A 20822-nucleotide genomic window follows, 5' to 3' on the forward strand; every position below is an offset into this window, starting at 1 on the left:
TGAACTACCTGGCCTTTCGCCTGCGCCTGGTTCCGCGAGCCGTCGTCGTCGAGGTCTGGGATTCCCGCAGGGAAGCGCCGCACGCGCTCCCGGCCAGCACAGCTGGAGATGGTGGCTACGACTTTCCAGGTCGAGGACGACGGGTGATGTGGTGTGCCGTGCGCACCATCCTGGCGCAGGAAGAGGCTGGACTACACACCCCGGCCGGCATCCCGCGGCGGCAGCGGCTTCAAGGTCCTGCTCGCGCCAGTGTTGCCATGCAAGATCCGCAGCTACTCCGGCGTGTCCTTAGTGGACTGAGAGACATGGACTCAGGCGAGAACCCAACCTCTCGCCGCTCTTGAAGGCAAGAAGCCGCATTACACCACCCGCTACCGCCGCCCCAGCTCCTCGGAGCAGGGGCGGCGTTGGTCAGCACTGTCCTACAGAGGAGGGAGTCGCAGCTTATGACCGAACTGGCACAGCTGCCGCTCGCGCGTCAGCGCGGGCTTCAAGTAGTCGAGCGAGCCACCAAGCTTCGTGCTGGTGTGGTTGGCCTCGGCAAGCAAGCGCTGGAAGATCACATACCGGGCCTGCTCGGCTCGGACGCCGCCGAGCTCGTCGCCATCTGCGATTCAAGCGGCGAAGTGCTCCGCGAACAGCAGTACAAGCTGAAGGTGTCCGGTTATACCGACGCCGAAGCGATGTTCGCCGCTGAGCAGCTCGATCTCGTCGTGGTGTGCGTGCCGCATAACGAAGGACGGCGGATCGTCGAGCTGGCAGCGGTGCACGGCATCCACGTACTGAAGGAGAAGCCGTTCGCCACCTCCGTCGATGAAGCCAAGCAGCTGGCGGACGCCTGCAAGAAGGCCGACATCCGCCTCATGGTGACGCTGCAGCGGCGCTTCAACCCGATCTACACGAGTTTCCCGCAGCTGGCGGACCAGATCGGCACGCCGATGATGGTGAACGCGGCGTACACGATCCATACCACCGACCCGTCAGAAGGATGGCGGGGCCGCTCCGAGCAGGCTGGTGGCGGCTGCATCATCGACATGGGCTACCACCTGGTGGACATGCTGCTCTGGTATTTCGGCCTGCCGGATCGGCTGCTGGCCGACATGTCGGTGAGCGCTCGGCCCGACCGTAGCTACGACACCGAGGACACTGCGCTCATCCACTTCAGCTACGACAGCGGGCTGTACGGCTCGTTGTTGCTCTCGCGCTTTATCGGGCCGAAGGCCGAGGAGATCCGCCTTATCGGGAACAAGGGCATCGTCCACCTCGAGCGCGGCAGGATTCGCCGGCTGACCAACGGCGGCGACGTGGTGGAGTCGCTCTCCCGTAAGCAGGCCTGGCCCTCGGCTGCGGTGAGCCAGATCAACCACTTCTGCCGGGTGATCGAGGGCATGCGGGAGAACGTCAGCGGCCCGAGCGAGAACCTCACCCACCTGGCCTTCATCCAGAGCTGTTACGAGTCCGCGCGCTCGCGGGCCCACGTCAACCCGAAGGAGCTGTTGTGAACTCGCCCCTGGCTCTCCTCGGTGGGGAACAGGCCATCCGTCAGCCTGGGCCACACTTCAGCTGGCCCCCGATCACCGACCGCAGCAAGAAGGTGGTGGCGGACCAGCTCGCCGAGAGCATCTCCATCTATGACCGCTCTGGCGTCATCGCCGAGCTGGAGGACGCACTGGCCGCCTACTTCAGCGTGAAGCACGCCGTCCTGATGAGCTCCGGCACGGCGGCACTGCACGCGGCCTACGCCGCGTGCGTCATCGAGCCCGGCGACGAAGTGATCGTGCCCGCGTACACCTTCTTCGCCACCGCCACGCCGCTGTTGCACCTCGGCGCGATTCCTGTGCTGGCCGACTGCGACGAGACCGGCAACATCTCGGTGACCCAGGTGGCCTCAAAGATCACGCCGAACACCGCGGCGATCGTGGCGACACACATGTGGGGCATCCCTGCCAACGTGCCCGCTCTGCGGGCACTCGCGCAGGAGCACCACCTGGCTCTCATCGAGGACGGCTCTCACGCGCACGGCGCCAGCCTCGACGGGCAGAAGGTCGGCAGCTTCGGCAAAGCGGCCGCGTTCTCGATGAACGGGCCGAAGCCGCTGTCAGCGGGTGAGGGCGGTTTCGTGCTTACCAACGACGACGACGTCTACTACCGCACCCTGATGTTCGCGCACTACAACAAGCGTTGCCGCAGCGAGATCCCGTCGAACTCCACGCTGCACCGCTTCGCCACCACCGGAACCGGCTTGAAGTTCCGCATCCACCCGCTGGCTGCCGCCTTCGCGCTCGACCAACTTGGCCATCTTGACGAGTACCTTGCCGGCCGCGCCGAGATCGCCAAGCTGATGTGCGATGAGCTCGCAGAGGTTGCTGGCATCTCGGTGCCGCAGCTGCCGGACAAGCATCAGGCCGCCTGGTACGGCCTGCCGCTCACCTACGTGCCAGATGAACTCGGCGGCCTTCCAGTCGAGCGCTTCCACCAGACGCTGCTGGCCGAAGGGCTCAAGGAGGTCGACCGGCCCGGATCCACCTGCCCACTGAACCAGCTGCCGCTATTCCAAGATCCCGGCGCGTTGTTCCCGTTTCAGCGGGAGCTGGACCACGTGCAGTACTGGCCGGGGCAGTTCCCCGTGGCCGAGACGGTTCACCACCACACCCTCAAGCTTCCGGTCTGGCATCGGGAGGAAGATGTGCCGCTTGCGCGTGCCTACGTGGACGGCATCAAGAAGGTGGTCGAGCACCACCACGACCTCAAAGGATGAAAATGATCGACTCCGCACTGCTCGAACGGCTGACGAAGGAAGCCGAGGCGGATGGCGTGGTGCAACTTGTCGTTGGCGCCGTGGTTGAGGATGACGGCAAGGTGTTGCTGCTCAAGCGCCCCGCAGATGACTTCATGGGCGGCATCTTCGAGCTGCCAAGCGGCAAGGTGGAGCCAGGTGAGGACTTGAAGACGGCGCTTGCGCGCGAAGTCGAGGAGGAAACGGGCCTCACGGTCGCGGTCGCAACGGCGTACCTCGGGAGCTTCGACTACACGTCGGGCAGCGGCAAAAAGAGCAGGCAGTTCAACTTCGTCGTGACCGTCGATGCGCCCGAACCTGTGGTGCTGCAGGAGCACGACGAGTACCAGTGGGCACCGATTGAGGACGAGTTGCCCGTGACGGACGCGGTCAAGAAGGTGTTCGGGGCGTACCGGGAGCTGCAGGCGGGCTGAGCATCTTTGTGGTGGTGCCCTGCTCAGGTTCTGGGGCGCCACCTACGGAACCCAGCTGATATCCACGCGGATGCGCGGGAAGACATCGACGAGCAGCCACACGATGAGTCCGCCCGTGATTGAGTAAAACAGGGCACCTTGCCGTGAAACTGGGTCGAGCAGGCGAGCGCGCCATGACCGGTGGGCTATAGGTGGCTGCGATCGGGCTTCCTCACCGGGATTCATGCCGTCTCCTTGTCCACATCAGTACGGACGGTGTAAGAATAGCGTGGCATGGCGAGGACTTGACGAAATACCCACCAGCGTCGACGTAGACGACCGTCTATATCCCCCAGGTAAGCGCGGTTCTCCTCAAGCCAGTCTTCGCGTTCTCGGCCAGGAAGAAGCCTGGCAGCAACACTAAGCGCAAGGGAGCGCTGACTTGACGGCAACGCCACACCGCCGCGCCCGGCGTCATCCCAACCGTGATATATGCGATATACAAATCGCTCAAACAGGCTCTTCTCTCCCGACTCACCACCGCCGGACTCGCGTGAGCCTATCCGCTGAACCCCATAGATCTTCTTATCATCATTTGGTTCGGTAGCGGAAATGGACCGAAAGATCCGCGGCACGATCGAACGAAACTCGTCGCGACCACTAGATACCGTGGTACGCACGAAGCGAGTGACTGAATCGGCGATCCACTCCACGATGCTCCAGATTCGCTTCAAGGGTGCACCGCTCGAATTCGCCTCTTCGCAGTCGGGCTTCATCAAAACCCACCCGCCAAACCAGGCCGCAAGGCCTGTCTACCTTTGGCGGACTCTGCAGCCATAGCCTCAGCAAGAGCAATCGGGGCCGCTTGAGCACCCTGCGCAGAAAGCTTGAAATACCGCCGTCTCGGCCGGCCCTCAGCTTCCGCAACCTCATCCTGCTCCCAGTACCGCTCCACCCAGCCTGCTTGCCGGACGCGCTCAAGCACCGGAAACAGTGTCCCGTTGGGAAGCCCGGTGATCTTCGACAGCTCCAGCCCGTACAACCCTCGCGTCAGCACCTCGTGCCGCCGCCCCTCTTCGGTGCGGCGCCCAAGAAGCACATGCAGCAGCTCTTGGGTGTGCGCCGTCATCTTCGGCCCTGCCATGCGAGCAATCTACCTAGGTAGACGCGCGCCTGTCTACCTAGGTAGAAGGAGGGCCATAGGCAGGCTGGGTGCGCACTCTCAATCCCGCAGCCGACGTACACCAAACGGCAGGCGGCCGCCGGGTTACCTCGTCGCCCAGCAAGCGACGCGATAGCACAGTCCCAGCTCATACGATCCGAACCGCCAACAGCTAGACCAGCTTCTCTGGAACTGCCGAGCCAAGGTTCTCAGCTGCCTGACTCACAATGCCTGAAATGAGCCGCGGATGACGTGTGTTTTCATGCACGAACCAGTACGCCAGGCGGTCGCGCAGCAGCTCGTGGCGGAACTGATACACGCCGCCTACCTGCCGAAGGATGCCTCGCTTGTGGGCGTGTTGCAGGAACGACATCGCGCGCTTCGGAAGCAACCCGAAGAGATTGAGCATCAGACTCACCACAAGAAATGCGCCCGAAGCGGTACCGTTCGCAACCAGAAGCGAAACGGCAATCAGCGCGCCTAAAGTGCCCAGGTAATTCAGATCGCCCGTAAGGACAAGTGCAATTCCTGCTGGAACCACAAAAACAACGAAGTACGCTTCCGCTCGCCTACGCCCAGCCGCACGATCCAGCCAAAACAAGCGCTGTGGCGTAGCAACTTCTGTTTCACTGTAGGGCGTTACAGCAAACGATACGTACACCGCCAGCGGAAGACCAACAAGGAATAAGATCAGAGCAGCTACCTCGGAGACATTGAACATAAACCCCATCGAACTGAAGAAACCTGCAAGCAAGAGGAATAAATAGAACCGACCTTCCAACTTGAAGAGGAAGGACACGAGGTAATTTGAGTCCTCAAGAAATTCCGCCCGAAGCATCGGGCCAACCTGCTTCCAGTCAAGGTGAACAGGGTCAGCTTCGATTCCAGCAACTGAAAACATCGCCACCAAAGCAACCGCCAGCGGACCGAGCGACAAGCTATACATCCACGGCATATGCAAAAAAATAGCACCGGCCATTGACGGAATCCCGACTACGAGTGCAACCCCAGCCAGACTCACGATCGACGGGAAAACCGCTCGCGAACCAATCCTCCACCAAGCGAGGACAGAGGACTTCTCCGCAACAAGAAGGGTCGCAAGGAAACCCAGCCAGTACTTAATCTTCTCTGGCTTCCATGAATAGTTTTTCGTACTGCTACGTCTCGGAACCTCTACGATTCTAGCTTCGACGAACGCACTTAGCAGGCGTTCTTCAAACTGGCCAGAATTAGCAAACTTGACCGTGTCGAGGAGTTCCGCAGGGTCCGTGTTGGCGTACACCACTTTTGCTAACATCACCATAAGCGGAGTCTCGAAAAGCCGTAACAGCATCTCTACTTGAGGACTTCGACGGTGAGCCCATAGTGCCGAAATCACGGAATCCCAGGGCGTTGGCATAGCATCACTATCATCAATTAGGGTTGTACTTCGTCCACGCAGATACAGATCGATGTCACCCAGCGACAGTTCCCTCAAGGTCACCGCAGCCGCGCCGGTTAACACATGACCAGATTCAGCGCTGACAGCCTGCTTGTACTCCGCAGACCGGCTTGTTATCACTACTTTGTCACTGCGTACGAGGGTGGCATTGAGACGTGCAATAACCTCTTGACGCAGAGCTTCGGGAATCTCATCGAAGCCGTCAAGTATCGCAAGGATATGCCCACCTTCAACCAGCCGCGCTCCGAATGACTTTTTCTCTTCGTGATCCTTTGCCTTCAGGAAGTCGTTGCTGCTATTTAGCTCTTCGATCAGCCAGTCTTCAAAGACCAGCTTGTGATCCCACGACGCAAGCCGGAAGATCACAGGAACGAGATCGCCGGGACCACGTATTTCGAGCAACTCAAGGGCAAGTTCGGTGACTAGCGTTGACTTCCCCGATCCTTCATCACCAAGTACCACTAGTCGGCCGCGAGGTTGCTGGTGAAGCAACCTCGCGATCCCTTCCAATGTCTCTGGCACTTCAGGGCCGCTTGCTGCATCTGCTAGCCCGAAGTGGTATGCCATCACGCCAGGTTCGCTTACTAATCCCGCTTCCTCAGGCTTTGACCATCGGAGGCGTATTGGCAGCGGCTCGGCAAACCTGTTCTCTTTCTGCTCATATTGAAGCTGCTGCCGCACATGACCAGCCAGCCTCCCAAGCGGTTCCTGAATCGAAGCCGGAACAGAACGGGAACCAAAATTCAGCGCAGCAGCAGTCATATCAATCTCAGAGCGAACAGGCGCCTGCACGGCAGGTTGAGCCGCTGTAGCGGGTGGCTCGCACTGGGCAATCAGATCCTGCAGGTATTCACGATTCTTCGCATCAAGCAGGAATCCCAGCATCTCTTCGATGAACGCCTCGAACAGTTCATCATCGTCTTCAGTTGGCAAAGTAGTTCTACCAACACCAAGCCATGCGGCAGCGAGAAGGCGACGGTAGCGCGGCCGATCAGTAACCTCTGAATCGCCCGGCATCTCTTCTCGCCGCACGACCAACAGTCGCTTACGTTGCTCATCCCAGTGCGCCTTGTCTATCTTCAGGAGCTCTGTCGCCGCAGCAGCCTTGAAGAGCGTCTTATCTCGACGATAACTTCCGGACACCAAGGAGCCGAAGGCGCGATCCCGCACGTGGTCGACGACCCTTGGAAGTAGCCACGTGAGCAAGTCCGCGCGACAGTTGTCTGAAACCTCGACTCGTATCCTTAGCTGTCCCAAAACAACGCGCGCGATTCCTCGAAACTCGGAGCAGCGCAGATGAGACAGCTCATGACTAGTTAGCTTATGAAGATCATCGAGCACATCGCCATGTTTAGCCGCAAGCTCATCACGCATTTCCGCCACCCCACTCACCGTCTGAACCTCAAGCCAGACTACGCTTGCAATTAAATCGACATAAGAGGGCGCGGCGTTACAGCCGCCTATTGATTATTTAATACAATTGTGTTGAAATAGACCTGGAGTCCGGCCTCTTTGAACAAGGAGGCCTTGACGTGAACACTTATGCAGCCTCGGTGGCGATACTCGACTCGTTCAACTCCTTCGTCGGCGAGTCATCGCTAGAGGAAATCTCACCGCACGACCACACCTGCCTCGCCGACTACATCTACACGTGGGTAGTTCGCGGCGGCGGCAACGAAGTGTGCCAGAGAGATTTCGCAATCTTGCAGTTCGCCGTACAGGTCATCGCGAACCATTGGCACCACTATGCGACAACGCTCGACTACGTGCCCTCTGGCCATGGTGGGGCTATACACGTTCTCCGTCGGGTAGATGACGTCTTCCCGAGTTCCTACGGCGTTCGCCCGCACCCGATCCTCGATCCGAACATCTTCGCGTAGCACCCGCCCGGTACAACCAACCCAATTTCAGGCTGGACTCCACCACGCCCGCTCCCCACAGAGCGGGCTTTGTCCTCCCTGAACACCGGAATCTGGGGTTCGCTACGCACTGCCCAAAACTGCCCAGCGCTGCCCACGTGTACCCCGACCTGCGAGTTTTCGTCTTTCTTGGGCAGTGTTGGGCAGTTTCGTTCTCAAATCGGTGCCGACTCAGCAATCTCGTTGGGGTGCAGCTCATGCACATCACCAAGTGCAGCCCAAAGGGAGATGCAATGCCCCGCAACCGCTACACCCGCGAGGTTCGTGATGGAGAGCTCATCGCGCTCGAGGTCCAGAGTGAGCAGATTGAACGCCTCTCGGCGGCGTTCAAGACGGAAGCCAAGAACCCATCAGTCATCCCGCCGATCAACCCGGTAAAGCAGATTCGGAATCGACGCCGTGCTCATGCCAGAAGGCACAAGCCCGCGCGCTACCGGAACGCCGGAACGCAGTCCTTCTAGTTACGCATTGCTCCGGGGTCGACGCACTTGTCGGACCCGGCTTTCCCCAGCTCTCGAACCGCCATCTGAAGGGAACTCATCATGTCCGAGGTGCAAGTGACTATCGCTATCAAGAGGGAGACCTCCTACGCCACGATTTTCTTCTTCGCGCTCTTGCTGGCCTTGGTACTGGCTGGTTGCAGTTCCGAGTCCTCACCCCGTGGTGAACTCGGCGCGAACCAGGAGCTGCTGAAGTCGTGCGACCCGGCCGCTCCTCCCGCCTCGCTAGTCCAGATCGATGGCACCGGCTCCAGCAACTCGGACGCCATTGCGTCCGAGCGCATGACTGCAGTCGACTCCATCGCCCGCCGCACTGCGGTGTGCTCGGGCTATCTGCGTGTGGTGGTCTTCAGCTCCTCCAGCGCGGCCACCGTCGTTTTGTTCGACGGCCCGCTCAAGATGGACGGCGCCACGGAGAACGCCCGCCTGAAGCGGATCCCGGAAGCGATCACCAACGTCATGAACAAGGTGCGCTCGGCGTACGCGCCGGCCGTCCAGGCGTTGCCGCAGTCCGGCTCGGACATCACGGCGCAGCTCCGGCTGGCCGCAGAGTGGACGCAGCAACTCGGTGGCGACTACCGCCTGCACCTGACGGTTCTCTCCGACGGCTTCCAGAACATCGGAATGGACCTCGCTGCCCGAGCTCTGAGCAAGCAGGACGCCGAGCTCCTCGCCACGCAGCCGGCCGTTCCCAAGCTCAGCGAAGCCTCCGTGGTTGTCGCGGGCCTCGGCCGCGTGGCTGAAGGTGCACCGCCGTCCGCGATGGTCGAGGGCCTCGTCAGCTACTACACCAAGCTGTGCCAGCGCACCGAGGCCAGCTCGTGCACTGCCGTCAGCGACTACGCCACCGCCATCCGATGAAGTCGACAGCGATGCTTCCGGCTGCACCAGGTCAGCCTGTGGAAGCGTGGGCCAGGGAAGCCGATCAGATCACGTTGCCGCGTCTCGCTGACGTCGGTGCCCACACCCGGCCCAACCAGCTGGGCACCACGTACGCCGAACACGAGTACGCGGCGCTGGCCGACGAGCAAGAAGCGGCATGGGCGGCAAGCGGTGAGAACTCCGCTCGCCAGCATGCTGCCAGCGCCGCGGGGCTTGAGACACCCGCTGTCGCAACCGCCTTCATTCTCGCCGAGGCAGGCAAGGAAGTTGTTGCAGCACAGGCAGATCGTCAACACGCCACGCAGGTGCTCGCTCCGTACGTGCGACGAGGGCCTGGCGAGAAGCTGCGCTACTGGATCGCGTGGATCGTGCTTGTGCTCGGTGATACCGGCGGCGTGTGGTCAGCGGCAGTGGTGAACGGCGACGTTCCGATGATCGCCTTCTTCCAGGCATTGGCCTCAGGCGTCGCAGCAGCCTGCTCGGGGCTGGTGGGCGCCGAGTTGAAGGACATGCGCATGGCACGAGTTCGTCGTCGTGACCTGGATTCGCTCACCGACGACGAACGCCGCTACCAGCGCTTCTTCACAAGTCGCAACGACGGCGTGGGGATCGTGAAGCTCATCGGTGCGCTCTCGCTCCTGGTGGTGGCGCTCGTGGCCGTGGGCATCTTCGCGCTCAGGGCTGCCATCGAGGGAAACATCTCCGGCCTCACCTTCGGATTGCTCGCCGCCGCCACAGCACTTGCCTCCGGGCTGTTGACCTACTCGGCCTCGGACGACGTCGCGGATCTACTCGCGTCGATGGGCAAGCGCGTCGCTCTTGCTGAGAAGCGCTACCTCGCCCTGGCCAACCACAAGGCCATCGTCGGCAGGGCAGCCCACGCCGCCACAGCTGGGTCAGTCCAGACAGAGGCCAAGCTACGCGGAGAGGCTGCGGCCAAGCGGGTCGAATCACTTGGCTGGCGGGTGCAGCGCAACAACCCCGGTGTGCTCGGGCACGGCTTCGCGCCCGGTGAATCGCGCGGAGCGATCGGCTGGCGCACAAGGCGAGGCGACATCTGATGGACACCGGACAGCACCTTCAGGTCTCGGTGCTCCTCGGTCCTCAGTTGCTCGGCGGAACGGACGTCAGCCTGGCTGGCAAGGCACATGGCGCTGAGGTCACCTACGACCTCGGCGACCCCGGCCGGCCTGCGGCTGTGCCCACGCTCCTGATTGCGGTAGCCGACGACTCGGCGTCGGTCACTGGCTCGGGCGGCTCCGATCCGCTCGCGAACCGCTACGCCGAGATGGACAAAGCGTTCAGCACCATCGCCCGGCGGGGCTCACGGCGAGAACTCGCTGCAGTGCTGCATTTCGACTCACCCTGCGATGCAGATGTCGCCCCGCGGCCTCTCACATCGCGTTCGGTGCGAGCCCTCCGCCAAAGGCTGCGCGCTCCGACCGGAAGGTACGGGTCTAGTGAGCTCGGCCCGTCGCTACGGCGGGCACTGGCAATGGCCAGGACGCACCCAGAACACGAAGCGACGCTGGTAGTGCTGAGCGACTTCGCACTTCTGGATTCCGACGTCGAAGAGGTGCTCGGCGAGCTCGCGGCGTTCCCAGGCGACGTGCACGCAGTACTACTCGGCGGCGACGCCAGCGAACACAACTTCGATCCCTCGATCAGCGTGACGCCAGTCCAGCAGGGTGACTCGCCTGGATCGGTCGCAAGAGCGCTCTTTGCCAGCCTCATGACGCACCGAGACAGCGACCAGCCGCCCCAATGATCGCAACGTTCAACCGCAGCAAGAAAAGTCAGCTGCCCGCTGGACAGTCCACGGGCCGATGGAAGGAGGAAACCATGAACGAGCACACGGTCCCCGGCAGCTCTGCGCAGAAGTTCCGCACCGTTCTGGCCGATCCTCCTTGGGATGTCCATCAGCAAGGAAACCGCGGCGCAGACCAGCACTACCCGCTGATGAGCATGGAGCGCATTAAAGCGCTGCCGGTGGGCGACCTCGCCGAACCGAACAGCCACCTGTGGTTGTGGGTTACCAACGCAACGCTCCGCGACGGCTACGACGTCGCTGCAGCGTGGGGTTTCACCGTCAGGGCCCCGCTCACGTGGGTGAAGTTCCGGCTTGGGTTTGGGCAGTACCTACGTACCGCCACGGAACACCTGCTGTTCGCGACCCGCGGCCGAGCACCAGTGAACTTCCGCTCGCAGCCGACGTGGATAAGTGCCCCTGTCCAGGGGCACTCTCGGAAGCCCGACGAGCAGTACGCGGTCATCGAACGCATCTCAGACGGCCCATACCTTGAGTTGTTTGCACGCAGGCGCCCGCCGAGTTCACGCTCGTGGTCGGTATGGGGAAACGAGATCGACTCCGACATCGCTATCCCCGGCTACCCAGTACCGAGTGATCGGCGGGTGAGCTGACAATGAACGAGAAGTCACCACTCCGCGACCCTGTTCACTACGTCCTTCGCGCCATTTTGGTTCTGTGCGGCGCACTCATTGTTCTTGAGATCACCGTGGCATACCTGCGGACGTACTGGGCGTGGACCGTGGGGATCGGCGGTACGGCCGTGGCCATCTGGCTCGCCGTGGCCATCGTCCGCTGGGCCTGGTCACGCAGAAAGTAGGCCTTCAAGGCCGTGCACGAGTCGCGTTCGACTGCACTGCTTCCAGAGGTCAGAGGCCACCGGTCGGTGTTGTTGAATACAAATAGTTAATTAGAAATGAATAACTTCTAGCAGATAATAAAGTTGGACAGAGCAGCGCCACTCATGGCAACTCGAAGAGGAAAGTCTTGGCCGACACCTCTACGACGCACACAGCGGCGCAGAGCCCACGTCCGTATCAGAACCCTCGAAAACGAGGATTACATTCCATTTACACACAGACTGCGCATCATCGTCAAGCGCAGAGCGTGTTGCTGGCGTGTACTCCGATCTCGTTTCGAGCTATCGAAAGGAGGCAAGTCATGTCCGGGTCAGCCGAAGAACCCAGTGTAGTAATTACAGCAAGTCCTCATGTGCAGCCGGCCGTTCTCACACTGGCCCGAGCGTGCATCGCCCTTGCTCGCTTGCGGCTGGCGGAGGAGAAGAAGCCGCAGAGCGCCGAGGTCCGCGAAGGCGGTGGCGACGGCTCCGCAGAGGAGCAAGGCCATGAGTGACCTGATGTGGCGTGAGGTGATTCCTCCGCGGAACCTCAGCTTGACCACCGCCACCGGCCTCGTCCGTGCGCTCGCGGGACGGCCACGCTTCGGGCTCGCAAGCCTGCAACCCGCAGTCCTCTTTGAACTGTGGCTGTCGAAGGAGTCCGCCCGCTGGCTCGTTGGCTACGACGAGCGTCTCGGCCGCCACTTCGCCGGAGACTTGGCGGCGCAGATTCCAAACCTGGCGTTGGTGACAGTGCAGGACTCGCCGAGGAAGCTGCCGACCACCGCACGCGAAGTACGACCTAACAACATGGCGTACCCGCTCCGGCTCGACACCGCGGCCTCGGTTGCCACCGGACTTCTGGGCCTTCGGCAACGGCTGGGGCAGGACGAAAGCGTTGTGCTCCAGTGGATCGTCGGGCCAAGCCACTCGCGCTCGATGCCTCCAGCGCGCCTTACGCCGTTGCAAGCACTTGGGCTCACGCCCGTGCAGAAACCCACAAGTTCAGATCAAGCTGCTTGGCGCACCAAGGTTGCCGAGCCGTTGTTCGGCGTCCGAGGCCGCGTTGGCGCGCTCGCCGCCAGCACGCACCGTGCAACCCAGCTCATCGGACCAGCCGTCAGTGCTCTTGCGCTCGCCTCAGGTCCTAACAACCGCGTAGTCGATAGCTGGCAATCGAAGAACATCGCGAGGAGCCTGTTCATGCCTGCCGGACGGCCGCGAAGCTGGAGCGGGACGGTAAACGCAGCCGAGCTGGCCGCTCTTCTCGGCTGGCCGGTCGACGGCGTGCAGGTACCCGGCCAGGACTCAGCGCTTGCACCGCCACCGCGTTCGCTCCTGCTGAACGATCATGACGCGGCCCTCACCACAGAGCGGATTGTCGGCACCAGCACTCATCCACGGAGCACAGACAAAGCCGTTCGAGTTCCAGTAAAGAGTCTGGCCTCGCACGTGCACCTGATTGCTCCCACCGGCGCCGGCAAGTCCACCACCTTGGCCAGGTGGGTACTTCAAGACATCAAGGCCGGTCGCTCGATCTTCCTTGTGGAGCCCAAGGACGACCTGGTGACCGATGTGCTGGCCCGCTTGCCGAAGGAGCTTTGGCCGCAGGTTCGCCTCGTTGAGCCCGGTGTGCCGGGTCCCGTCATCGGGTTCAACCCACTTGCCGGGCCGGTGGCCGATGCAGAACGCCGGGCAGACTCCTTACTCGGCTTGTTCCGCGAGCTGTTCGGCAGTGCTCTCGGACCACGCAGCAGCGACATCTTGTTGCACGCCCTGATCATGGCCGCGCGCCTCGAGGACGGCACACTCACAGATATCCCCGCCATCCTCACCAACGACGGCTTCCGCCGCCGTGTGCTCGCGAAGGTGAGCGACCCTCTGACGATTGCGCCGTGGGCAGCTTGGTTCGACAGTCTCAGCGAGTTGGAACGTTCCCGCATCGTCATGCCAATCCTCAACAAGACGCGGGCGTGGACTGCTCGCGGCCCGCTTCGCCATCTTCTCGGGCAGGCCGCTCCAGCTCTCCAACTCGATGATCTCTTCAAGGACGAACAGCTCATCGTGCTGGTGAGCCTTAACACCGGCTCCGTTGGCCCGGAAACGGCCAAGCTGCTGGGTGCGCTGCTGCTTCGGCAGCTACGCGAAGCCATCCAGCGGCAATCCATGGTGCCTCGGGACTCGCGCAGGCCGGTCTCCGTCATCGTGGACGAGTGGCAGAACTTCGTTGATGGCATGGATTTCGGCGACATGCTGGCCACCGCACGTGCGCTTGAGAGCGGCTTCACGTTGGTACACCAGCTGCTGCCTCAGCTGACAACGAGCCTCAAAGCTGCCGTGCTCGCCAATGCCCGCACCCGCATGGTGTACCGGCCAGCCGAAGCCGACGCCAAGGAACTCGCCCGTGTCCTCGGTGGAGACATGACGCCAGAGGAGCTGCTACGCCTCCCGGCGTTCCACGCCGCGGCGCAGGTGCTCATCGACGGGGCAACAAGCCGCCCATTCATCGTCAGCACCTCGCCGCTCAGCGAGCCGACAGAAGATCCGGCGGCTGCACGCCAAGCGATCCGGCAGCAGTTCGGAGTGCTACCCGAAGAGATCGACGCACGGCTTGTTCAGCGGTGGCAGGACGGCGGCGGAAGCAACCCCGATGGAGGTGTTGGTTTCGTGCGAAGGAGGACTTCGTGACGCGCCGTCCTCCTACCGCTCGCCCTACCTCTCGCATCAAGCACGCAGCCGCCTGGCCAGCAACGATGCATCCTTCGCGCCACCGACACTTCGCCACCACCGGAGGTGCCCTGTGAGTGGCCGCGGGCGAGCTCTCCGGCTTCGTGAGCGGCTCTCCGAGCGCGACCTCGACATGCTTCGAGATCTTGCTCGGCTCCGTCTGCTCACCGGGAAGCAGCTCCGCAGGCTGCATTTCGCAGCAGGGGACCTCACGACCCAAGCTCGCAAGGCGAGGAGTGCGGTCGGGCGCCTCGCCGAACTCGACCTCGTCGTTCGGCTCTCGCGGCGAGTTGGCGGGATGCGAGCAGGCAGCGAAGGCTTCGTCATCGGCCTCAGCGGCTGGGGGCACGCGGTGCTTGCGCTCGACTCGACGGCTGAACCTCGGCGCCGGCGGCGGGTCATCGAAACCAAACCCGCCTTCCAATCACATGTGTTGGCAGTCAGCGAGCTGTACGTGCAGCTGGTTGAAGCCAGCCGCCTGGGCGTCGCGGAACTCATCGACTTCACCGGCGAACCGGAGGCTTGGCGTCGCTTCGGTGGCATCGGCGGTCAAGCCGTGGTCCTCAAACCGGATGCCTTCGTTCGCCTCGGCATCGGCGAGTTTGAGGTGCTCGCGTTCATCGAGCAGGACATGGACACCGAGTCCTTGCCGACCATCGTGCGCAAGTGCGAGGTGTACGTCTCGCACTGGCGTAGCGGGCTGGAACAACGTGCGCTCGGCGCCTATCCCAAGGTCTGGTGGCTCGTGCCGTCGGCCCGCCGCCTCGATGCGATCCGCCGTGCCCTCAAGCGTTTGCCTGGAGAGGCGCATGCGCTTTTCGAGATTTGCCTTACCGCGGAAGCAGTCCCGCTTCTCACTCAACCGCTGCCCGAAGGAGGTGCGTCATGACCACCAAGCCCGAACTCCCCCTCAACCGCGTGCTGATCGGCGACGCCCGAACTCGGCTGGCTGAGCTACCTGACGGAGTAGCCGACTGCATCATCACGAGTCCGCCGTACTGGGCGCTCCGCGACTATGGCCATGACGGCCAGATCGGCAGCGAGTCCTCCGTGGACGCGTGGGCGGATGAGATTGCCAGCGTCTGCGCTCAGCTCTCACGTGTCCTGTCACCAACTGGAGCACTGTGGCTGAATCTCGGTGACTCCTACGCACGTACCCCACGCGATGGGGCAGCAAAGAAGAGTCTCCTACTAGCGCCTCAACGTGTTGCGGTGCAGCTGACGCGGGCCGGCTGGCTCCTGCGCAACCAGATCGTGTGGGCCAAGAAGAACCCGATGCCGTCCTCCGTTGGTGACCGCCTCACCACCACCCACGAGTTCATCTACCTCTTCACCAAGCAGCCGCAGTACTACTTCGACCTCGACTCCATCCGCGAGCCGGCCACCGCCACCATGACCGCCAGCAAGCTGGCACGGCCTGGCTACCCGCCACGCTCAGCCGCGCAGAACCTGGGCGGCGGAACCACACCGCGCGTCGATCTGAACAGCGGCCTGGCGGACATGAAAGCGCGTGGAGTCCAGAGCCACCCGTTGGGGAAGAACCCCGGCGATGTCTGGCAGTTCAGCACCGCCAGCTTCCGAGGCGCGCACTTTGCGACGTTCCCGCTCGACCTCGTGCGCCGTCCACTACTCAGTACCTGCCCAGAACGCATCTGCACTACGTGCGGTACGCCTTGGCGCAGGGCAACACAGGTGATCAACGGGCGGCGGCTCGCAGTTGGGCCGCTAAGGGCCAGCTGCAGGCATGAAGCATGGCGCCCTGGCCGTGTGCTGGATCCGTTCCTCGGTGCTGGCACGGTCGCGCTCGCCGCTGAACAACACCACCGCGACTGGCTCGGCGTCGAGCTGAACCCGGCCTACGCCGCGATGGCTGAGCAGCGCGTTGCGGAGTGGCGCACCTTGAAGCAAGCGACACCGTCCAATGAGAACACCAATGCATAGCGAAAGGAGGAAAGAAGCTATGGAAAAGCAACCACACCAACGAAAGGGGGCCGAACAGCGCCCAGAGGTCAACAGCTACGGCACTGATGACCCGGACAGACAAGCAGAGATCGAGCGCGCTCGGGCCGACGCCTCGGCTGAGCGGAAGCGCAACCGCGCGGCGCTGGAACACCTCGTCGAGGGCGGCATGGATCCAGATGAGGCCGAGGCGGTAATCGAGTACGCGCACAGCATCGGCAAGCCGCTCTCAGTGGAGTTCGCGGAGCCCAAGACAACCGACGCCATGCCTGAACGTGAGCGCCGATACCGGCCGCAGGTGTACGCCATTGACGTCGACAGCCGGGAGCGGGGCATCCAGTACGGACTGTGGATCGAAGCCGAGCAGGACGCGGATGTCGTCGCCATGCTGGCGGGTTCACCCACGGTCAATGCGACTCGGTGGGAGGTCAGCGCGACGCAGAGCTTCGCGGGACTCGACCTCGACGGCCTCAACGACCCGAAGCTCATCGCTCAGCTTGGCCGCGGCGTCCGCGAGCACGGCGCTGCGTACGCCGCATGGGCGGGGATTGCCGGCGTCAGGGATGCCGAGGAGCTCGCGAAGTTCAACGACTTCTTCGTCGGCTCGTACGACTCGCCGGAGGCATGGGCACGCGAGGTCGGCAGTGACCTTGAGTGGGAGTCACACCTTGACGAGGTCGTGCAACCTGACCTTCGCAGCTACGTGGCGATCGACTACGCCAATTTCGCACGCGAAGCCATGCAGCAATGGGATGCCGTACAGGGGCACGACGGTCGGCTCCACGTATTTCTCAGATGAGCACCAGCTCAGGCCGTCGCTCCTCGGTGGCCTGTGGCCGCTCGCGCGCCTTGCACCAGGCAGGCGTGGGCGGTCACACCACACCGAGGAGGACCAGTGTCATGACCGATCCCAACGGAAGGAACGGCGTGAAGACGCTCGGCATCAAGCTGCCGAGCGAACTGCACGCCCAGTTCACGCTCGTGGCTCAGCTCGACGACCTGAACCTGGGTGACGCCGTGCTGCGCGCAGTCGAGCTCTACGTGGAGACGAAGCGCTCGGCGCCCGACTTCGCGGCCAGGGCCGCTGCCGCACTCGAAGAGATCGAGCGCGAGGCGGCCAACCGGCGTTCAGCCATTGAAGGCTTGTTCGGCGAAGCCACACCGGGCAAGACCGGCTCAAGCCGCGCGAAGAAGACCGAGCCGCAAGGCTGACACCTCCCTCGAAGGCGGTAGACGGCAGATTTACTGCCGTCTACCGCCCACTCAAAACACCGAGCTGTCAATTCCACAGCACCGCCCCAACAGATTAGGACAGGATTTCCTCTCTTGGCACATCGCGAGAGTACTGAGAAAATCCTGAAAGAAAGGATTCCAACAATGAAAGAAACTACAATCTCAACGCACACAAGGATCGCACGAGCAAGGCTGCCAGCATCCCGAAAGCACCTTGCAGTGTCCTTCATTCGAGCGAACAGTCGATCATCGGCCGAGGCTCAACGTGATTTGTGCCGTCAACACGCCAAGAGCATGCGCCTTCACATCACTTACGAGTTTGCGGTGATCGGCGTCGGCGCAAGCCACATGGCCACATTCGAGACACTTATTGGACTCTTCTACTACCTCAACAAGAACCCACAAGTCAGCCACCTTATAACCGTGGACTGCAGCAGGCTTACTCGCCACGGCGAAGTTTTCGCCATGATCACAGCCATGCTGGACGAGCTGGAAGTTGAATTCACGACTCGCACCGACATTATTCAACTCATCGATAGATCAACCAACAAGGAGGCATGATGTGCGCATCAACGGCGAGAACGAAAAGTCAGAACTGATCGATCACTCCTCCCACGAAGAGGAGACCGAGCGCTCACCCAAAACCGTGGCAAGCCTGGCAAACATTGCCCGCCGCAGGGAAGCGCGAGCCAACGTCATCGAGGAGCTTCGAGCCAAGCAGGTCCCCGAATCCATCGAGGAAGTTGGCGATCTTTCTCCAAGGCTGGCGGCAGCCAGCCAGCGCCAGCCACCACGCGCTCAACGTCATGCTGCCGAGAGCTCGCGTTCCTCACCGATTGCCTTCATCTACCTGCGCGTGAGCACGAAGGAGCAAGCTCAGCGTGGAGGCAACGCCGAGGGGTACTCAATTCCTACTCAGCGCAGTGCCTGCTACCTAAAGTCTGAGCAGATTGGCGCCACTGTCGCGAACGAGTACGTGGACGCCGGGGAATCTGCCCGTTCAGCAAAACGCGATGACCTCCAACGCATGCTTCGAGACGTGAAGCGCCTGCGGCCAGACTTCGTCATTATCCACAAGATCGATCGCCTCGCTCGCAACCGCGAAGATGACTTGGCAATCAATCTGTTGCTGCGCAGGCACGGCGTGAAGCTCGTGTCATGCATGGAGCACATCGACGACAGCCCGAGCGGACGCTTGCTCTACGGCGTCATGGCCGAGATCGCACAGTTCTACTCGGCGAACTTGGCTGAAGAGGTCATGAAGGGCCTCATCGCCAAAGCAGAAGAGGGCGGCACTCCATACCGTGCACCGATCGGCTATACGAACCGACGAGAGATGCGCGGCGGAATTGAGCGCTCGTGGGTTGAGTTAGACGAGGATCGCTGGGATATCATCCGCTGGTGCTTTGACGAGTACTCAACCGGCGAGTGGTCAGGGATCGATCTGACACTGGCCGCACAAGCAAAAGGATTGACCACTCGCCCAACTCGTACCAAGCCAGCAGCACCCATCTCCCTGACGACGATGTACCACATCCTACAGAACCCGTACTACATCGGCATCGTGTCCTACCGAGGAATTCACTACGAAGGCAGACATAAGGCCATCGTCGAGCCAGAGAAGTGGCTTGCAGTGCAGGATATTCTGGCCGCTCACAACAACACGGGCGAGAAGGACCGAAAGCACAATCACTACCTTCGAAGTACCATCCACTGCTCCGAATGCGGTGGACGCTTGGTGTACTCAGAAGCCAAGGGCAACGGCGGCAAGTACATCTACTTCATGTGCTCCAAGAAGAAGACGAAGGCAAATTACTGTCAACGACCAGCAGTACGGGTGGAGCGCATCGAAGAGGAGGTTCTTCGGTTCTACGAGGGCTTCCAAGTCAAGCCGGAGGCAGCAGCTCTGATCCAAGCCGGCGTTGAGTGGAGCCTGGAGGCTCAGCGCAAAGATGCTGAGCGAACGACGAAGCGAGCGAAGGCACGCCGCGCATCAGTCGAGGCAGAGCGCCAAGTGCTGCTCCGGGCGCACTACGCGGGAGCTGTGCCGCAGGATCTCCTTGCGAGCGAGATGCAGCGCTTCACGCGCGAGTTGGCGGAGGCCGATGGACAGCTCCGGGCTGCCCAGGTGGCGACTACCGATGTCCTGTCGACACTGAAGCTCTCACTACGGGCTGCCACGAGGTGCGAAGCGGAGTACGCATGGGCACCGAACCAGATCCGGCGACAGATCAACCGCGGGTTCTTCAAGAGTCTGTGGATCGGCGAGGATGGCAGGGTCGAGCGCTACGAGCTGAACGAGCCGTTCAAGGCGCTCCTTGCGGTTCAGGGGCCGCTGTTGGGTAACGCGGCCACCGCAGAGGCGGAACCAGGCACGGTGCCAGCTGAGGCCGTTGATTGCAGTGATGCTGGAGCCACGGCTGAGCGCACCACGCCTTCGGTAGTTCTGCAGGCGTCGTTCCCAGAAAACGACGTAACAGATAGTAATAACAACAACACGCACCGTAGATGGTTCTCTACGGTGCGTGGTTTGAATGACGCATATCTGGTGGGCGCGACAGGGATCGAACCTGCGACCGCTCGGGTGTAAACCGAGTGCTCTTCCGCTGAGCTACACGCCCCAACCCCAACGCCGCGAAGGCGCAGGGCCACAACTACATCATGCCCGAAGCGAGGCGACGGCCTTCTTCCAGCCCGACTGATCCCGAGCCTCCCCAGGCGAGTTCACCTCGGCGAACCGCACCACACCGGCGAGATCCACCAGGAACGTCCCCCGCACCGCCATCCCCGAAGCGGAGTTGAACACCCCGTACGACTGCGCCACAGCCCCGTGCGGCCAGAAGTCCGACAGCAGCGGGAACTGGTAGCCCTCCTGGTTCGCCCACGCCTTCAGCGCGAACGGCGTGTCCACGGACACGCCCAGCACCTGCACGGCCGCGTCCTCGTAGACAGCCAGTTCGTCTTGCAGCTGGCAGAGCTCGCCCCGGCAGGTGCCGCTGAACGCGAACGGGTAGAAGACCAGGAGCACGGACCGTGAGCCTCGGAACGACGACAACGTCACAGGTTGCTTGTTGTAGTCGTTCAAGGTGAAGTCCGGGGCTTCCGAACCGACGACCGCCATGAACCCCTCCAGCCGCACACAGGACCCACGGACGCGTCAACGCC

At 62.1% G+C, this 20822-nt stretch carries 20 protein-coding genes and 1 tRNA gene; 16 read left to right on the plus strand and 5 right to left on the minus strand.

The features are described 5' to 3' along the window. Positions 1-446: 446 nt before the first annotated feature. Genes IEY88_RS35520 through IEY88_RS35530 form a run of 3 tightly spaced genes read left to right on the plus strand, consistent with a single transcriptional unit; the run spans position 447 to position 3210 of the window. Entirely contained in the window at positions 447-1502 is a 1056-nt protein-coding gene (locus IEY88_RS35520; protein WP_189159292.1) for a Gfo/Idh/MocA family protein, read from the plus strand. Then, positions 1499-2758, plus strand: coding sequence for a DegT/DnrJ/EryC1/StrS family aminotransferase (locus IEY88_RS35525; RefSeq protein WP_189159293.1), 1260 nt, complete (start codon positions 1499-1501; stop codon positions 2756-2758). Before IEY88_RS35520 ends, IEY88_RS35525 begins: the two co-directional genes overlap by 4 nt. A gap of 2 nt (positions 2759-2760) precedes the next feature. After that, on the plus strand, positions 2761-3210 hold the full coding sequence (locus IEY88_RS35530; protein ID WP_189159294.1) for an NUDIX hydrolase: 450 nt from the start codon (positions 2761-2763) through the stop codon (positions 3208-3210). 221 nt (positions 3211-3431) lie between these two features. Here IEY88_RS35530 and IEY88_RS35535 read toward each other — a convergent pair whose 3' ends face one another. From IEY88_RS35535 to IEY88_RS35545, 3 genes are all read right to left on the minus strand, one after another. Next, complete coding sequence (locus IEY88_RS35535) at positions 3432-3965, minus strand: hypothetical protein (RefSeq protein ID WP_189159295.1); 534 nt, start codon at positions 3963-3965, stop codon at positions 3432-3434. After that, positions 3965-4333 (minus strand): helix-turn-helix transcriptional regulator, encoded by a 369-nt coding sequence (locus IEY88_RS35540; RefSeq protein ID WP_189159296.1) that lies wholly within the window; start codon positions 4331-4333, stop codon positions 3965-3967. The genes IEY88_RS35535 and IEY88_RS35540 overlap by 1 nt, the downstream gene beginning before the upstream one ends. A gap of 190 nt (positions 4334-4523) precedes the next feature. Continuing rightward, entirely contained in the window at positions 4524-7184 is a 2661-nt protein-coding gene (locus tag IEY88_RS35545; RefSeq protein ID WP_189159297.1) for an NACHT domain-containing protein, read from the minus strand. 140 nt (positions 7185-7324) lie between these two features. Here IEY88_RS35545 and IEY88_RS35550 point away from each other — a divergent pair, with 140 nt between their 5' ends. The 13 genes from IEY88_RS35550 (at position 7325) to IEY88_RS35610 (ending at position 20247) form a co-directional block, all read left to right on the plus strand. Continuing rightward, positions 7325-7672 carry a hypothetical protein gene (locus IEY88_RS35550; RefSeq protein ID WP_189159298.1) on the plus strand — a complete coding sequence of 116 codons (348 nt, stop codon included), beginning with the start codon at positions 7325-7327 and terminating at the stop codon, positions 7670-7672. Positions 7673-7908: 236 nt separating this feature from the next. Next, entirely contained in the window at positions 7909-8172 is a 264-nt protein-coding gene (locus tag IEY88_RS35555) for a hypothetical protein (protein ID WP_189159299.1), read from the plus strand. A 96-nt stretch (positions 8173-8268) separates the two neighbouring features. After that, positions 8269-9072 carry a hypothetical protein gene (locus tag IEY88_RS35560; RefSeq protein ID WP_189159300.1) on the plus strand — a complete coding sequence of 268 codons (804 nt, stop codon included), beginning with the start codon at positions 8269-8271 and terminating at the stop codon, positions 9070-9072. Between the two features lie 38 nt (positions 9073-9110). Beyond that, complete coding sequence (locus tag IEY88_RS35565; RefSeq protein WP_189159301.1) at positions 9111-10154, plus strand: hypothetical protein; 1044 nt, start codon at positions 9111-9113, stop codon at positions 10152-10154. After that, complete coding sequence (locus IEY88_RS35570; protein ID WP_189159302.1) at positions 10154-10861, plus strand: hypothetical protein; 708 nt, start codon at positions 10154-10156, stop codon at positions 10859-10861. Before IEY88_RS35565 ends, IEY88_RS35570 begins: the two co-directional genes overlap by 1 nt. Before the next feature lie 74 nt (positions 10862-10935). Further along, a complete protein-coding gene (locus IEY88_RS35575) occupies positions 10936-11514 on the plus strand; it encodes an MT-A70 family methyltransferase (RefSeq protein ID WP_189159303.1) in 579 nt (192 codons plus the stop codon). A 731-nt stretch (positions 11515-12245) separates the two neighbouring features. Continuing rightward, the gene (locus IEY88_RS35580) at positions 12246-14426 is read left to right on the plus strand and encodes a type IV secretory system conjugative DNA transfer family protein (protein WP_189159304.1); all 2181 of its coding nucleotides are present in this window, start codon (positions 12246-12248) and stop codon (positions 14424-14426) included. A 172-nt stretch (positions 14427-14598) separates the two neighbouring features. Next, positions 14599-15354: a replication-relaxation family protein gene (locus IEY88_RS35585; protein ID WP_229694070.1), complete on the plus strand. Its 756-nt coding sequence runs from the start codon at positions 14599-14601 to the stop codon at positions 15352-15354. After that, positions 15351-16406, plus strand: coding sequence for a DNA-methyltransferase (locus IEY88_RS35590; protein WP_189159306.1), 1056 nt, complete (start codon positions 15351-15353; stop codon positions 16404-16406). Before IEY88_RS35585 ends, IEY88_RS35590 begins: the two co-directional genes overlap by 4 nt. A 19-nt stretch (positions 16407-16425) precedes the next feature. Continuing rightward, a complete protein-coding gene (locus IEY88_RS35595; protein WP_189159307.1) occupies positions 16426-17223 on the plus strand; it encodes an antirestriction protein ArdA in 798 nt (265 codons plus the stop codon). Between the two features lie 101 nt (positions 17224-17324). Further along, positions 17325-17636: a hypothetical protein gene (locus IEY88_RS35600; RefSeq protein WP_189159308.1), complete on the plus strand. Its 312-nt coding sequence runs from the start codon at positions 17325-17327 to the stop codon at positions 17634-17636. Between the two features lie 315 nt (positions 17637-17951). Beyond that, positions 17952-18218, plus strand: a complete 267-nt coding sequence (locus tag IEY88_RS35605) for a hypothetical protein (RefSeq protein WP_189159309.1) — start codon at positions 17952-17954, stop codon at positions 18216-18218. A gap of 295 nt (positions 18219-18513) precedes the next feature. Further along, the gene (locus IEY88_RS35610) at positions 18514-20247 is read left to right on the plus strand and encodes a recombinase family protein (RefSeq protein ID WP_229694071.1); all 1734 of its coding nucleotides are present in this window, start codon (positions 18514-18516) and stop codon (positions 20245-20247) included. Here the strand turns inward: IEY88_RS35610 and IEY88_RS35615 are convergent. Next, a tRNA-Val gene (locus IEY88_RS35615) sits at positions 20204-20278 on the minus strand. The genes IEY88_RS35610 and IEY88_RS35615 overlap by 44 nt on opposite strands. A 38-nt stretch (positions 20279-20316) precedes the next feature. Then, positions 20317-20778 carry a peroxiredoxin gene (locus IEY88_RS35620; RefSeq protein WP_189159310.1) on the minus strand — a complete coding sequence of 154 codons (462 nt, stop codon included), beginning with the start codon at positions 20776-20778 and terminating at the stop codon, positions 20317-20319. Positions 20779-20822 lie beyond the last annotated feature (44 nt).

Origin of the sequence: Lentzea pudingi (genome assembly GCF_014646255.1) — a bacterium.
GTDB classification, from domain to species: Bacteria; Actinomycetota; Actinomycetes; order Mycobacteriales; family Pseudonocardiaceae; genus Lentzea; species Lentzea pudingi.